General features: G+C 66.2%; 6 protein-coding genes. 2 read left to right on the top strand and 4 right to left on the bottom strand.

Annotated features, from left to right (window positions below):
• Nucleotides 1-15: 15 nt before the first annotated feature.
• The 3 genes from FPZ12_RS08045 to FPZ12_RS08035 form a co-directional block, all read right to left on the bottom strand.
• Complete coding sequence (locus tag FPZ12_RS08045; protein ID WP_144748994.1) at nucleotides 16-756, bottom strand: hypothetical protein; 741 nt, start codon at nucleotides 754-756, stop codon at nucleotides 16-18.
• Nucleotides 757-783: 27 nt separating this feature from the next.
• Complete coding sequence (locus FPZ12_RS08040) at nucleotides 784-1614, bottom strand: L,D-transpeptidase (protein WP_144748995.1); 831 nt, start codon at nucleotides 1612-1614, stop codon at nucleotides 784-786.
• Nucleotides 1615-1686: 72 nt separating this feature from the next.
• Complete coding sequence (locus FPZ12_RS08035; RefSeq protein WP_144748996.1) at nucleotides 1687-3606, bottom strand: S53 family peptidase; 1920 nt, start codon at nucleotides 3604-3606, stop codon at nucleotides 1687-1689.
• A gap of 1288 nt (nucleotides 3607-4894) precedes the next feature.
• Between FPZ12_RS08035 and FPZ12_RS08030 the strand changes: the two genes are divergently transcribed.
• Together FPZ12_RS08030 and FPZ12_RS08025 are read left to right on the top strand one after the other, a co-directional pair.
• Complete coding sequence (locus FPZ12_RS08030; protein ID WP_150980223.1) at nucleotides 4895-14809, top strand: LamG-like jellyroll fold domain-containing protein; 9915 nt, start codon at nucleotides 4895-4897, stop codon at nucleotides 14807-14809.
• On the top strand, nucleotides 14784-15215 hold the full coding sequence (locus FPZ12_RS08025) for a hypothetical protein (RefSeq protein ID WP_144757705.1): 432 nt from the start codon (nucleotides 14784-14786) through the stop codon (nucleotides 15213-15215). The genes FPZ12_RS08030 and FPZ12_RS08025 overlap by 26 nt, the downstream gene beginning before the upstream one ends.
• Before the next feature lie 233 nt (nucleotides 15216-15448).
• Here the strand turns inward: FPZ12_RS08025 and FPZ12_RS08020 are convergent, their stop codons facing one another.
• On the bottom strand, nucleotides 15449-16078 hold the full coding sequence (locus FPZ12_RS08020; protein ID WP_144757706.1) for a hypothetical protein: 630 nt from the start codon (nucleotides 16076-16078) through the stop codon (nucleotides 15449-15451).
• Nucleotides 16079-16513 lie beyond the last annotated feature (435 nt).

Below are 16513 nucleotides of genomic sequence, written 5' to 3'. Positions count from 1 at the left end.
GCCAGTTGGGTGGTGTCAGCCGGTCACCGGGAGATGACCGGGCTTGGCCTGCGGCGACGGCGCGACAGGCAGGGACGGGTGGGCACCCCGGCCGGACGGCGTGCTCGGCCGGGCGGGGTTCGTAGCGCCGGGCCTGGACGGCGTCGTGGGATGACCGGGCCTGGTCGGTGTGGCGCTGGGCGGCTCGGTCGGCGCTCCACCTGAGCCACAGGAGACCGAGGCGACGGTGATGGTCAACGCTTCCCGCGCCCGCCCGGACGACGTCGTGCTGGGCGCGGACTGGGAACTACCGGTGTTCACGGTGATCGTTGCCGCGGTGGCCTTGCCGGTGCCCGCGGAGCCTGGAGTGACAGTCATGGTGCCGTTGCTGGTGCGCGCCGCCTTGACGGTGGTCACGCCGTCGCGGCACGTCGCGGTGAACGGTCCGACGGTGGTGCCGCCGACGCGGACGCTGGCCACGGTGGCTTCGGACAGGCCGGCGCCGGCCCGGATCGTGATGCCGCTCGCGGTGACCGCGCCGCTCTTGGTCGAGACAGAGCCGCCACCGGTCTTGACCGAGCCTTCGCTGGAGACGCTGGGTTGCGGGCTCAGCGTTTCCGAACCGGACACGGAAATGCCGTACGCGGTCGACACCGTGGCGTCGGCGTGCGCCGGGGTCACCGTGCACGAGGCGACGCCGGCCGCGATGAGTGCGCCGGCGCTCAGGCCGGCGAGCGCGAGACGAGGGCCGAGTGGTGACGCGGAAGTTGTTGTCATGGCTGGGGCTTCTCCTTCGGAGTGAGATCAACTGATGAGCACGGGAGTGCCGAGCGGGACTTCGCCGCTGAGGATCCGCAGCGCGTCGGCCGGTACTCGCACACAGCCCTCGCTGGAGGGATTGCCGAACACGGTGTCGGTGGGCCACCCGTGAATGCCCGTGGTGCCCGGCCCGCCGCCGTAGGTTTCCAGACTCGACGAATGAGTCCCGAGCGGCAGAATCACCGGGCTGAACCGCTGTTTGGCGTCGGTGATCGCGGCCAGGATGAACGTCCGCCCCGCGGGTGTCTGCGCCCCTGCCTTGCCGACGCCGACCACCCACGTCCCGACCAGGCTGTCGTCGCGATACAGCGACAGCTGGAACGCATCGCGTTTCACGATGATCCGAAAAGGACTCTGCGTCGGGATAAGGCTGTTGTCCTGTGTGGACAGCCAGCCCGTCGAACCGTTCGGCCGGGACGGCAACAGCACCTGCACCCACCCCGGTTCCTCGGCGATGACCGGAAGCCAGGTCGGCGAACCACCGACCTGTTCGGTGGGCAGAGCGGCAAGCGGATCACCGCCGGGGCCGGCGTAGATCGCCACCGTCCGCCGGGGATGCACCACCTGGCCGGACAGCGGCTGGTCCCGGGCCAGGTCCGGTGGCGCGCCCTCGAGCGTGGCGAACGTGGTGGCCATCGGCAATCCGGCGAGGTCCGGCACCGGCCGCGGCGGCAGGACCGACCCCTGTGTGATCGCCACTTCGGCACCACCGCCGGGGGTTTCGTTGCTGTGCCTGGCCCACAGCACAACCCCGACCAGGGCAACGAGTGCCGTGATCGTCGCGACCACTGTGGTGGACCTAGAGATGGTGCGCATCGTGCCGCTCCCGCGAGGGTGAGGGGCTTGTCGTTGGGACATGTCGGATGCCATGTCCCAACGACGAAGCCGCTACTGAGCCAGACCCGTGACGAACGTCGACGACGGAGTGCCGAGGCCGGTGACCGGATCCCACCCCGGGCCGCTGGACAGGTTTTGCGGCGAGGCGTCGAAGTCGATCAGATAGCTGCCCTCTTCACTCGGGACTGCGGTCCCTGGAAGGGCATGCATGGACGGCGTCCACACGCCGGCGTGCTGCGGCGTGACGTCCGTGATCGACGGCGAACCCTGCATCGCGTACAGGGCAGGGTTGAGCAAACCCCCGCGCCCCGTATCGGCGCGAGCCTGCTGGGCGTCGGCGGCGAGACCCGCGATCAAGGGAGCGGCGAGCGAGGTCCCGCCGTAGGAGCCGATCCCGAAGGTGCCCGTGGAATCCGTGCGGCCCACCAAGAAGCCGGTGTACGAGTCCGCCAGCGCCGAAATGTCCGGCGTTGCCCGGTGGCTCTGCGCCACCGCGTCCGGCACTTTCCCCTGCTGCCAGTCCGGCTCGTCGTAGAGGGCCGACGCGCCACCGCCGGCGCCACCGGCGAACGGCCCGTCAGCGTCGGACTGCGGAACCCAGCTATCGCCTGAGAGCGTGTTGCCCGAGTTCTCCCAACCGGTCAGGACCTTCGTCGAGCCATCCTGGCCGAGGCCGACCGTCGTGCCGCCGACCGCGGTCACATACGGGCTGGTGGCCGGGAAACTCGCGGTCGGCGAGCCCGCGGTGCCGGAGTTGTTGCCCGAGTCGCCGGTGGACACCGTCACCGACTGGCCCTGAATCGCGGCCTGCAAGGCCATCGAGTTGAACTGATCCTTCGTCGTCTCAGGCAACCCGCGCTCACCGTCGGCGTCACCCCACGACGCGCTGATCACATCGACGGCGTTCTCCTGCACCGCCTGGTTGAAGGAGTCGTAGAGCCCGCCGATGCAGGTTTTCGCCGCGTAGTACCGCAACTTCGCCGACGGCGCGGTGGTGTGCACCGCCTGAACGTCGAGGGTCTGCTCGCCACGCCAGCCGTCGACGCCGCACTCCTGCTCATCGGTGAACCCGCCGTCAGGCAACACTTTGCTGTACTGGCCCGGCGACAGGCCCGGCACCCCGAGCTGCGGTGCCGCCCGGTCGATGTCGGACTCCAAAGTGGACGAATCGTACGCGCCCACGATGCCGACGGTCGTGCCCGAGCCGGTGTTACCGGCGCCGAGGCCGTACATGCCGCGCACCGACGCACCGGTGTACCCGCACAGCGAATTCGACTGGGCGCCATCGGGGTAACGCTGCGGGACGTCGGTGTTGTTCTGCTCGCCCCACCACCGAGCACAATGCTGCGTGGTCGCCGCCGCAGCGGTCGTGTGCTGGGGACGAAGTGTCTTGTCGCTGTCATCGAGCCCCAGCACGGCGGTGATCGCGTTCCGAATGCTGGCGGGGACGCTGATCGGCGATGACGGAGCCACGAGATTCGCGACCTGACCGCCGATGTCCTGGCGATAGGTGGAGAGCTGCGTGTCGAAGGCGTGCTCCAGGACCCCGGATGTTGCGTGTGCGGTCACGAAATGCCGGTTGGCACTGACCTGGTCGACCGTGATCCCCTGTTGCGACAGCCAGTCCTGGACGGTCTTGACGGTGTCCTCGGTGGGACCGAAACGGTCCAGGAACTGTTGCTGTGTCAGGAACTGCCCCTGTTGCGCGCTACCCGGCGTCGAAACCGCGGCCGCCAGCTTCGCCGCCCCGGCCTGGTCTCGAAGCGGAAGAGCGACCTGAACCTGCCGGACACTGTTCTCATCGACCGAGCCTGTTCGGGCCTGCGTGGTCGCCCACCCCGGAACGCTTCCGTCGACGACCGCGCGGCCGCCGGAATCCAGGTCGGTCTGTGCAGCCGCAGGCGGTACCGCGAACCCCGCGGCGACGGCCAAGCCGGCCGCGGCCGTGCTCCACCAAGCTCTCGAGAGCATGGAAATACCTCGTTTCCTCTTGTATGCAGCGAAAAATGATCAGGCGCGAGATCGGGAATTCCGCGCCGGATGAAGTCGCGCAATGGGAGGAGACGAGCAGACGCGCGAAAGCGTGCTGGGCTCGTGAAGTGCGAGACGTCTGTGCTGAGTGGACATTCATCCTGAGGGCAAAGTGGTTGCTATCGCAGGAGGTCCGCGGTTGTGCGGTGGGCACGGGGAGTCATGGTGAACCGGTGCGTAGCGGCTCATCATGCTCCCTCCGATTAGGACTTCCGAGGCTGGGCAACTAGATCGACCGTCGTGAGCCGAACCTAGGGCCGCCACTCCGAAAAGTCAACCAGAGTGGTCAGATTCTCGTGATCGGGACGTCTTGGAGCGATGGGTAGTCGCTCGACCGCACAACGTGGCTGTCGTGTCGCCTTCCTTCTGTTTGACGCCTCAGCGGATGACTTGTCGCCAGATCGGTCATTCTGAGAAAACAACGGCCTCGGCGCGGTCCCGTGAGTGGACGTCGATTTATTTTGCTTAATCCTTCGGGAAATCTCCGTGTCAGAGTGTCGATTGTCCGAGAGGGTCGACGTCACCTTGTCGCAGGCTTCATGGGCAAGTTGGAAAGAAACAACCACGTCGTCGCCTGATCGCCGAGAATGCGCCCGAATGGCCTATTGGCAGTGCTCACCGTGTCGGTTTCTGTCTGTCCTCGTGAATGTGGTTTCTGTCGCAGGGCGTGAAGGCGTGATCCCGTTACCGGCGCGTGTTAAAGCTTCGCGAGCTGGCATTTTGGTGTTGCGGTGCCATGAATCCACTTGCCTGACCGGTTTGGCGACGGGTCACGGTTTGGTTACCGGATGATCAGATGGCGAGATTTGCGAGGTATATGTTTCAAGGCGTTCGAAGAGGTGTCTGGGGCGGGGGCCGTGGGCTTCTTCGAGTGTGGGTTCGCTGTTTCCCTCTTTTTGTTGGCCTCCCACTAGGTGGGTAGGTCGTGCTGGCCTGGAAAGGGTTGGTCAGGGTGCGCGCTGGGGTCGTGTGGTTGCGTCGGTGCCTGTTGTTTGTGTTGGTGGTCGCGCTCACAGCTGGCGGCTTGGCCGTGTGGCCGTCGTTGGGCGCCTCGGCAGCCGCGCTGGGTGGCATTCCTCAGCAGGAGTGGGGGACCGCCGACGGCCGGTCGCATGACGCGTCGGCCACAGCGACGGACACGACGGCGACCGACGGCCACAACGCACCACCGGCGTCCGGTCTGGCGTCGGACACACGACACCCAGCCGAGGGCTTGGCCGAGTCTGGTATGGACCGCACCTCGGTGGAGGTCGGGGCGCCGGAGCAGGCCGGCAAACCGGATGGGTTCGACCCGGCGACGAGTACCGAGGATGTGAGCCAGCGGTCGGCGGACAAGCAGGTGTTCGTCAACACTGACGGCACGCGCACGCTGCGCAAGTACCAGACCCGCCGGTTCTACCAGGCGCCGGACGGTTCGTGGCAGCCGATCGACTCGACGCTCACCGCCGATGGCGGGACGTGGCGCACCCGCGCGGACTCGGACACGAAACGCTTCGCTACCAAGGCGAATGCCGACGATGTCGCCTCGGTTCAACTGGACGGCGACACGTCGGTCGAGTTCGGGATGTCCGGCGCGGCTGCGGTGAACGGCCAGGTCTCCGGCGACGCGGTGACGTACCCGGAGGCGCGTCCGGGTGCGGACCTGGAGTTGCAGGCCACCCCGTTGGGGGCGAAGGAAACCATCACCTTGAAGTCGAAGGACTCGCCCACGGTGTGGGAGTTCCCACTTCATCTCGACGGGTTGACCGCGAGCCTGACGGGCCAGGGTGCCGTCGAGCTCAAGGACAGCGCCGGCGTGGTGCAGAGCTCGATCCCGCCTGGGTTCATGGAAGATTCGGCGATCGACCCGCTTTCTGGTGAGGGAGCCCGGTCCACTGCAGTCCGTTACGCGCTGGTGGGCGATGCGGCGAATCCTGTGCTGCGCGTGAGCGCGGATCCGGCGTGGCTGGCGGATCCGGCGCGGGTGTTCCCCGTCAAGATCGACCCGACGGTGCAGAAGAACACCAACGGCACGACGTATGTGATGTCGCCGTACAACGCCGACTACTCCGGTGACCCGAACCTGAGCGTCGGTACCTACAACGGTGGCGGAAACGTAGCCGCGGCCTATCTGAAATTCGACTCGGTTTCGGCGGACCTGGCGGGCGAGTACGTCCTGGGTGCCAAGTTGTGGATGTACGAGACCTACTCCTACAGCTGCGATGCCCGCGAGATCATCGTTTCCCCGGTGACGCAGGGCTGGTCCGTCGGGGGTAACAAAACCTATCCGGGCCCGGGCTACGGCGGTGAGGTCGCGCGTGGCAATTTCTCGTTCGGCCATGACGCTTCGTGCGGTTCTCGCTGGACGTGGACGGATCTGGGCGAGGCCGGCCGGGCCATGGTCCAGGGCTGGACGCACGGTCAGCCGAACAACGGCATCACCGTGCGGGCTTCGGACACCGACTCCTACGCGTGGAAGAAGTTCGCCTCCGCGGCGTCGGCGAACCCGCCGTATCTGGAAGTGACTTTCACGGCGTACTGGGCTACCTACAGCGTCGGCGCCATGAACCCGATCGTCACCTCCTCCACGGATGGGAAGATGGCCGTCACTGTCACCAACGGTGGCCGGGACACCTGGGGGCCGGGCAACAACTACAAGCTGGGCTACCGGATCTGGGACGGCAACGGCAACGAACTGCCCGACAGCTACACCGCCTGGACCCCGATGCCTTATGACGTGCCACCCGGCGCGACGGTGACTGTCAACGCGACGGTGAAGGCGTTGCCACCAGGCAGTTACACCATCCGCTGGGACATGGACAACGTCGGCTACGGCAGGTTCTCGTGGGAGAACGTGCCGATGTCGGTGGGCGTCACCATGCAGATACCCAATCAGGTGCCGGTCATTGACTCGATGTCCCCACCGAGCAACTTCGTATCCACGACACTGACCCCGACGCTGGCGTTGACCGGTCACGATCTCGACACCTATCCGGGCACGGGCCTGGACTACCACTTCCGCATCTGCGAGGTCACGAACTCGGCGAACTGCCAGGACACGAACTTCATCGACTCACCGGTGTGGTCGGTGCCCGCGGGCTGGATGCAGTGGGGCAAGGACTACGTGTGGTACGGCTCTGTGGGCGACCACAACGCACCGAGCCCGTGGAGCGTCGGTTCGTACCTGTCGACCCGTGTGCCGCAGCCGGCGATCACCAGCCATCTGTCCTCTGTGGATGGTGGCGGAGTCGACCCGGGGGTGGGTAACTACACCACTCCGGTGACGGACGCCGTGATAGCCGCGGCGGGCCCGGCCTTGTCGGTCGTGCGTTCGTACAACAGCCTCGATCCCCGGCGTAACAACGCTTTCGGCGAGGGCTGGTCGACGGTGTGGGACACCCGTCTGGTGCCCGACAACGATGGCTCGGGCAACGTGGTGATCACCTCGGCCGACGGACGCCAGTCCCGCTACGGCCGCAACCCCGACGGCAGTTTCGCCGCGCCCCCAGGCCAGTTCGCCACGCTCCTGGCGGTCTCCGGCGGCGGCTGGACCTTGCGGTTGAAAGACGGCACCCGGTACGCCTTCAACGCGACCGGAAGACTGAACACGGTCACCGACGCCGTCGGGCGCGCCCAGAGCCTGAGCTACGACACGGGCGGAAAGCTCGTGACGGCAACGGATACCACCTCAGGCCGGTCATTGACGTTCACCTGGACCGGCAACCATGTCACCGCCGTCACCACCCATCCCGATCCGGAACTCACGTGGAGCTACACCTACGACGGCGACAAGCTCGCCGAGGCGTGTGACGCCGAACAGGCGTGCACGACCTATGAATACGACACCGGTTCGCACTACCGCAGCGTCACCCTGGATGCGAACCCGCGCGCGTACTGGCGCTTGAGCGAAGCGTCGGGCACTAAGTCGGTCAGCGAAGTGCCCGGTTTCTGGGGCACCGCCGACGGTACCGCCACCAATCTCGCCTACGGTCAGCCCGGCCCGCTGGCTGGCAGCCCGACCACTGCCGCGGGGTTCAACGGAGCCTCGAGTGTCGTGCGGATGCCCGACAACCTTGTCCGCAACTCGAACTACATCGCCATCGAACTGTGGTTCCAGACCACCTCGACCGCCGGCGGTGTGCTGTTTTCCACCGGCAACGACCTTCCTGGTGCGGCGAATCCCGGTGGCTCGATGCCGGTGCTGTACGTCGGCACGGACGGGAAGCTCCACGGCCACCTGTGGAACGGGCAGGTCGATGGGATCACCACGGCCGGCACCGTGACCGACGGCGCGTGGCACCACGTCGTGCTTTCCGGTGCGCTCAACACCCAGACCCTCTACCTCGATGGCGCGTCGGTCGGCACGTTGTCCGGGACGCTCGCCAACATCGACCCTTACGACTTCGTTGGCGCGGGCGCCGTCTCGACCCGCGCGTGGCCGGCCCGCCCCACCAACAACTGGGGCTACTTCACGGGTTCGGTCGCCGAGGTGTCGCTCTACCACCAGCCGATGGGCCCCACCACGGTCGCCGAGCACTACGCCGCCCGTGCCCAGAGCGACGCCCTGAAGACGATCACCCGGCCCGGCGGAACCACCGCGGCGACCGTGAGCTACAACGCCACGACCGACCGAGTCGCCCAGTACACCGACGCTGACGGCGGCACCTACTCCTACACCGCCCCCGCGGTCGAAGGAGACGGTTTCCGTTACGCCACAAGCGTTACTGATTCGACCCCCGACGCCTACTACCGCCTGAACGAAGCCAGCGGCACGAGCGCGGACGGACAAGCCCAGCTCGCGCGGGCGAGCTATGTCCGTGGCACGGGCGGCACCGCGCCCGGCCCGTACGACGATGGCCACAGCCAGTGGTTCGACGGCACCACCAGTTACGTCCGGCTGCCGGACGACGAGCTCAACGGCAACCGCCAGGCGTCGGTCGAGATGTGGTTCCAAACCCAGACCACTACGGGTGGCGTGCTGTTCGCGACGGGCAACAACCTGCCGGGCGACGCGAACCCCAGTGGCGCGATGCCGGTGCTCTACGTCGGCACCGACGGCAAACTGTACGGGCATTTCTGGAACGGCAACGCCAACGGCATCGTCACCGCCTCCCCGGTCAACGACGGCGCCTGGCACCACGTCGTGCTCACCGGCAACAACGACACCCAAACCCTGTACCTCGACGGCGGAACCGTCGGCACCGCCACAGGCACCATCAGCAATGCCGACCCGTACGCGTTCGTCGGCGTCGGTGCCGTGAACGACCAGCCGTGGCCGGCCAAGCCAGCTGGCACCTGGGGCTACCTCGCCGGCTCGATCAGCCAGGTCGCGCTGTACTCGCAGAGCCTGTCCGCGGCTGAGGTGACGGCGCACTACGCGCCCGACACCCGTGCCGCGTACCTGGCCGCGGTGAAGACCTCGGGCCCGCATGCCTTGTGGGGCCTGGAAGATCCGGACGCGTCCCAGTGGGCCGTCAACGATGCGCCCTCCGGCACATACAACAACGTGTCCCTCGCTGCGGCCCCGGCGCTGCGTGGCGCGGCCGCGGCCGGGTTCAACGGCAGCAGTTCGTATGTGAACCTGGCCGAGCGGCAAGTCCGGGGCCGGACCCGGGTGTCGGTCGAGATGTGGTTCCAGACCAGCGCCACCACTGGCGGAGTCCTCTACGCCACCGGGAACGATCTGCCCGGCAGCACCAGCAGCCCGGGCGGCGCGATGCCGGTGCTTTACGTCGGCACTGACGGCAAGCTCTACGGGCACTTCTGGAACGGGAACGCCAACGGCATCGTCACGCCCGCCGTCGTCAACGACGGCGCCTGGCACCATGTGGCCCTGTCCGGCGAGGGCGACACCCAGTCGATGTACCTCGACGGCAATCTGGTCGGCACTGTCAGCGGACAGATCGAGACCATAGACCGCTACGACTTCGTCGGCGCGGGCTCGGTCACCTCGCTCGCCTGGCCCGCCAAGCCCAGCAACAGCTGGGGCTACTTCAGCGGCTCGATCGGCGAGGTGGCGATCTACCACCGGCCACTGGACTCGGCCAGCGTCGCCAACCACTACTCCGCCAAGGTCGCCGCCTACGGCGTCCACGTGACCGACCCCGCCAGCCAGACCACGACCTACAGCTACGACCCCACCCGCGGCGGACGGCTCGTCTCGAGCACCGCCCCGAACGGCGGGACTCGTGTCCTGGGCTATGACACCGGCGGCTACGTCAACCGGATCACCGACGAAAACGGTCACACCACGGTGCTGGCCAACGACAGCCGCGGCAACGCCCTGTCCCGCACGACCTGCCGCGACGGGCAGAACGGCTGTTACACCCAGTACCGCAGCTATTACCTCAATGCCAGTGACCCGCTCGACCCACGAAACGACAAGGTCACCGAAGACCGCGACGCCCGCTCGGAATCGGCCACCGACGACCGCTTCCTCACCACCTACAACTACACCGCCACCGGTGACATCGAATCCGTCGGCACACCCGGCGCCACCTGGGGCGCGCAACGCTGGACCGGCAACACCTACACCGACGGCACCGGAGATGCCGTTGGTGGCGGTGTCGAACCCGCCGGCCTGCTCGCCTCCACTACCAACCCCGAAGGCGGCACCACCTGGTACGGCTACAACTCCGCGGGAGACCTCGCCCAGAGCGTCGACACCAACGGCCTGCTGCTCACCTACGGATACGACGGCATCGGCCGCAAGATCGTCACGAAGGTTTCCGCTACCGATCGTGACGACGAGGATGTCACGGTCTTCAGCTACGACGGGAACTCCCGCCAGACCGGGCAGCTCGATCCCGCGACCACCAACGCCGTCACCGGCGTCGCGCATGAGCGGCGCACCACGTGGGTCTACAACCCCGACGGAACCCTCGACTCGTCCACAGTGGACGATCTGCAGGGCAACGATCCCGCGCGCACCACCAGCTATACCTACGACGATCACGCCCGCGTCCACACCACCACCGACCCCGCCGGCGGAGTCGTCACCACCGACTACGACGCCTTCGGGGCCGTTACCCGCACCGTCGACCAGGTCGGCAACGAGACCACCGCGACCTACACCGACGCGCGCCACCAGCTGGCCACCACCACCATCAAGGGCTTCACCGGCGACGGCGGCGCGGCCCGCGACGTCGTCCTCGAATCCCGCGCCTACGACCCCGCCGGGCGGCTGGCATCGGTTACCGACGCGATGGGCCGAACCACCGCCTACACCTATTACGACGACAACCTCCTCGCCGGCACCACCCTGCTCGGCTACCACGACCCGGCTACCGGCCAGAACCGCGACCTGCCCCTGACCAGCTACACCTACAGCGGTACCGGCAAGGCCGAGACCACCACCACCGGCGACGGCCGCTACAGCACCACAACCGGCTACGACAACGGCGACCGCGCGATCAGCAGCACCGACCGCGACGGTGACACCGTGCTGCGTTCGGCCAATACGACCGTCGACGACCTGGACAACGCCACCCGCGTCACCGTCCACAACGCCGACGGCACGACCGCCGCCGACATCGAAACCGCCTACGACGACCTCGGCAACGAAATCTCCACCGCCGTCCACACCAGCGACAGCGACACGCTGCTGAGCACCACCACGCGCGACCCACGGGGAATGCCACTATCTACAGTGGACCCGCGTGGCAACCTCGCGGGCTCCGACCCCGCGGCATTCACCACCAGCTACACCTACGACGCCCTCGGCCAGACCGTCACCACGACGCAGCCGCCGGTCGCCGCCGAAACCAACGGACAGCAAGCCACGACGGTCGCTCCGGCCACCACCACCGGCTACAACACCTTCGGCGAAGCAGTCGACGTCCGCGACCCCAACAACAACGTCACGCACACCGATTACGACCCCGCCGGTCGCGCCACCACGATCACGCTGCCCACCTACACCGCGCCGGGTTCGACGACGCCGACCGTCGCCACGCGCGTCACCGGCTACGACCTCGCCGGCCGCGTCACCTCCACCACCGACGGACGCGGCAACACCACCACCTACGGCTACGACCAACTCGGCAACCTCCGCCGTAAGACCGACCCACCCGCCCTCCTCGGACAGGCAGGCGGAACGTGGATCGCCACCTACGACCCCCTCGGCGAAGCACTGTCCACAAGCGACCCCAGCGCGGCGCAGACGTTCGCCACCTACGACCAGCTCGGCAACCAGATCACCTCCACCGTCGTCGAACGCGTCCCCGCACCGACGCGGAACCTCACCACCCACAACACCTACGACACCCTCGGCAACCTCGTCTCCACCACCACGCCCACCGGTGTCACCACCCAAGCCACCTACGACGACCACGGCAACCAGCTCAGCACCACCAACGCCGCGGGCAAGACGACCACCACGCGCTACAACGCGCTCGACGCCGTCACCGCGGTCACCGACCCGCTCGGCACCACGACCAACACCGGCTACGACCAAGCCGGCCGCGCGACCAGTCAGTCCGATGTGGACTCGCACGGAACAGTGCTGCGAACCGCGGCAGCCGGTTACGACGGCGCCGGAAACCAAACGAGTACCACCGATGCGCTGCACGCCACGACAACGAGTGTCTTCGACGCGGCGAACCGCCTGACCGCGCAAACCCGCCCGGTCTCGGCCACCGAGTCCATCACCACCAGCTACGGCTACGACGCCGCCGGCAACATCACCCGCTTCACCGACGGCAACAACCACACCACCGTCTACACCAGCAACGCGTGGAACCTGCCCGAATCCACGATCGAACCGGCAACCGCACAAACCCCGAACGCCGCCGATCGCACCTATACCACCACCTACGACCGCGACGGCGAAACCGCCACCCTGACCAAGCCTGGCGGCGTCACCATCACGACCGCCTACGACGCCCTCGGCAACGTCACCAAGCAGACCGGCACCGGCGCGTCCGTCGCGACCCCGGACCGCGTCTTCGGCTACGACGCCGTCGGCCACCTCACCAGCACCTCCGCACCCGGCGGCACCAACACCTACACGTACGACGACCGCGGAAATCTCACCAGCGCTACTGGCCCGTCCGGAAACAGCAGCGCGACCTACGACTACGACAACCGACTCGCCAGCGCCAACACCACAGCCGGGACCACCGCCTACGGCTACGACACCGCCGGACGCCTGGCCACCGCCGCGGACCCGCTGACCGGCATCACCGCCACCTACGGCTACGACGACGCCGACAACGTCACCACCATCGGCTACGGCGCCGGCAACGCCACCCGCAGCCTCGGCTACGACGCCCTCAGCCGCCTCACCAGCGACACGCTCAAAAGCCCCACCGGCACCACCACCGCCTCGGCCACCTACGGCTACGACACCGAAAACCACCTGATCTCCCAGACCACCACCGGCGTCGCGGGCGCGGGCGCCAACACCTACGGCTACGACCAAGCCGGCCGCCTGGCCTCCTGGACAAGCGGCAACACCACCACCGACTACGGCTGGGACGGCGCCGGGAACCTGACCCGCGACGGCCCGGACACCGCCACCTACAACGAACGCAACCAACTCACCAGCAAGGGCGCCACCAACTACAGCTACACAGCCCGCGGCACTCTAGCCACCCGCACCACCAACGGCGCCGCCACCAACCTCGCGTTCAACGCCTACGACGAACTCACGAGCGACGGCGCCACCACCAACACCTACGACGCCCTCGACCGGCTCATCACCACCGGCAACTCGGCTCTCACCTACGGCGGCACCGGCCAGACCATCACCAGCGACGGCGCCGCCGACTACACCTACACACCCGGCGGCGAACTCCTCGGCACCGGCCAACCCGGCGCCGGATCCCTCGCCATCACCAACGTCCACACCGACCTCACCACCCTCGCCAACCCCTACACCGCCGCCGTCACCGGATCCCGCACCTACGACCCTCTTGGCGACACCACTGCCACCAGCGGAACCCAAACCGCTCTCGGCTACCAGCACCAATACACCGACAGTGGTGCCGGCACCGTCAACATGGGTTCCCGCTGGTACGACCCCGACACCGGCGGATTCACCAGCCGCGACACCATCGGCATCGACCCCCGCGACCAGAACAACAACAACCGCTACACCTACGCCGCCGGCGATCCGCTGACCAACACCGACCCGAGCGGTCGATTTATCGCTCCAATTATCGTTATTCCAATCCTCGAAATTGCTGGCGAAGACGCGCTTGCAGTTGCGCTCCAACAGGCCCTGAGATCGGCCGCGCGCCGCGCCGCGGGGTCCATCCTCGAGTCGCTCCTGGGCGGCAACAGCGTCGGCTCTTACTATAAGTCACCAAAGAGTCTCAATGGTCGGATCGGCCTCCCCGGTGGATATATATCGCCGCTCGGTGGTCCGTACATTGAGGCCGAGCGCTCCACTTCGCCCGCAAGATGCCGCACAAACTGTTCGAACCGTTCCTCGGCGCCGACGAAACCGAAAGAAAATCAGCTAAGTCCTGAGCAGTTGCGGCAATTGAGAGTAATGCGCGACGCTCTCACTCCTCATGCACGGCCGGTATCAACTCCCACGATTTCGCAGGCTATAGTTGACGCATTCAATTCGTCCTTTAGTGCGCCGTTGATCGATCTCGGTGTGCTCGACTCGACTGTGGTTAATGGTGGAGATGTTCCGTACGACCCCGAACGGCTCACCGAGATCTCCCAGCCCGGCGCGTTGCCGTCAGCAAGCGGCCAGCTTGAAAGTGCCTGTGCGGAAGGTGGCCTGACTCGATCGGACGGAAGTCGGACTAGCCAAGTCTGGACATGTGGAGAACTCAACGGTAGTGGGCCGGTTCCCGGCGTCATCGAGGTCAGCGGCCGGGTCAAGTCGGTGAAGGCATTCCAGAATTATGCCCCGTCCGGAAAAAACATGATCGAATATGTTTTCGATCCTGTTCGTAATATCTTTGCGGTTGGCGGCCCCCTGTCCTACCTTGATATAGACGGGAGCCCACATCAGAGGTTGGCGAGAAGTATTGGTGCGGACGAAACGCGCGTCCTAGGTGGCATGTTCTCTCGAGGGAGTGACGGGCGGGTGAACACGAACGAGTATAGTGGCCACTACGGCGACCGATGGACCCCCGACCTTCGGCGGCAGTTCACAGACTTCATGGGAAGGTATGGCATTGACATCGCCCACGAAGCCTGGTGACTGGGAACCGATCATCCCTGTCGACGAGCACAAATATGTCGGACTGTTAGACAACGAGTCTGTCTACGTTGGCACGTTCCAAAGCGCGGAACGTGAGGTTTCGCCAGGTAATCCGATATTTCTGCTCCCGCTGCTTGAGGTAGATTTTGCGATTGTCAGAAGTCGGCTGCGCGACCGGGCTAACAGTTTGAATCGGGATGAGAATTATTTTTATGACAGACTTCCTGTTCGACAGTTGCCGAAAGTGGCGTTCTTGATGGAGAGTGATTACTGGGCGAAGCTCGCTCTCGGTTGGGTGGAACAAATCGGAGTGGGGCTCTATATTGAGGAATTGAGGCGATTAACAAATGCGCGCTGGGCTTCGCAATCGACGCGGCATCGCGCGCGCCGCATGCTGAAATGGTGAAGAGTGCCTCGGATGTCGAAGTTGTCGGCGGGAATTGCCAAAATGTGACATCCATTTGTTGTAGAATGTCGGAAAAGGTGTCGGATCGAAAGATCCGACGTCGGTGAGTGTCCACTCAGGCTGGACCGCGAGAGGCGTCGCCGGGCCGCTGGTCATCCGGTCTGGTGGTGTCGCGGGCTTTCATGTCCGCGCCTTCGTGATCGAGGCATCGATGGTGTGCCGGAGGCGGGGCCCTAATCCGTGACGCCGCCCGTCCCCTGATCCCTGGCGATAGCCTCGAGGATCTGGACGAAGGCGTACCGGTTTTCGATGCCGGAGTGGCTGAGGGATGCCTTGACTTCGCGGGCGCGGACGCCGGTGAGGCCGACCTTGCTCATGAGGTCGTATGTTCGCTGTTCGAGTTCGTCGAGGTCTTGTTCGTCGGTGAGGTCGGTGAAGCGGCTGGCCGGCACGGTGAGGTCGAGGAGGAGGTGTTCCAGGCGCCAGAATTCCTCAAGGGTGTTGCTGATCATCGATCGGACTTGCAGGGTGTCGCCGTCTCGGATCTTGTAGAGGGCCTGCTTCGATACGCGGTGTCCGGTGCGTCCTTCGATCCAGTGGGCGATGAAGGGGACCCGGGCTGTCTTGCGCTTGAGGCCGCGCGGGTTCGAGTCGATGAGTGCGGGATCGGTGACGGGTTCGTCGCGGAGCATGTAGTAGAACGACTCGTGTTCGAGCAGGTACTGGATTCGCCCGGCCAGCGTGTCCAGGGTCAGGAGCTTGGAAGTTAACGCTCGCTGCTGTTCGCGCGTCCGGCGAGGGATCGGCGAGTCGAACTCCGCGGTCTGCGTGTCGGCGGCGGACGTGCTGCCCTGCGGTGCCACGTCGGTGCCCCTTTCCGGCTCGACGATGCCAACACACCTGTGCGGCGACTGACTACTTCAGTTGACTTTCTCGGGTGTTTGCCTACCCTGGTTGTTGTTCAAGTCTACTTTGATTGTCGGCCACCGCACAAATCCGAGGTCGGCACCGCCGCGCTGCCAAGGGCGAGCGGATTCCGCGCGAGGGGAGGTTGCCCACCATGCTGTTCCGATCCGATCGCCGGAGTGGGGCAACCGGCCACGCTGCCGCGAATCTAGCGAATGCCCTGGCCGCGCAAGCGATTGCGGCGAATCGAGGGCTGGCCGCGAGCGATCGCGATGCGATCGTGGACGCGGCCATGTCGACGGCGGCCCAAGACTGTGGACAACTTGGGGACGACTCGCGTCGGGTGTCAGAGGTCGGGGCCCGTGTTGTTGCCAGTCTCGCGTCGGGAGTCG

Origin of the sequence: Amycolatopsis acidicola (genome assembly GCF_007713735.2) — a bacterium.
GTDB lineage: Bacteria > Actinomycetota > Actinomycetes > Mycobacteriales > Pseudonocardiaceae > Amycolatopsis_E > Amycolatopsis_E acidicola.
Note: the sequence above shows the minus strand (reverse complement) of the source record. Positions and strands in the feature narration are given on the sequence as shown.

Coding starts and splice junctions, on each gene's coding strand:
- FPZ12_RS08045 (WP_144748994.1), bottom strand. CDS start 756: ATGACAACAACTTCCGCGTCACCACTCGGCCCTCGTCTCGCGCTCGCC.
- FPZ12_RS08040 (WP_144748995.1), bottom strand. CDS start 1,614: ATGCGCACCATCTCTAGGTCCACCACAGTGGTCGCGACGATCACGGCA.
- FPZ12_RS08035 (WP_144748996.1), bottom strand. CDS start 3,606: ATGCTCTCGAGAGCTTGGTGGAGCACGGCCGCGGCCGGCTTGGCCGTC.
- FPZ12_RS08030 (WP_150980223.1), top strand. CDS start 4,895: ATGGACCGCACCTCGGTGGAGGTCGGGGCGCCGGAGCAGGCCGGCAAA.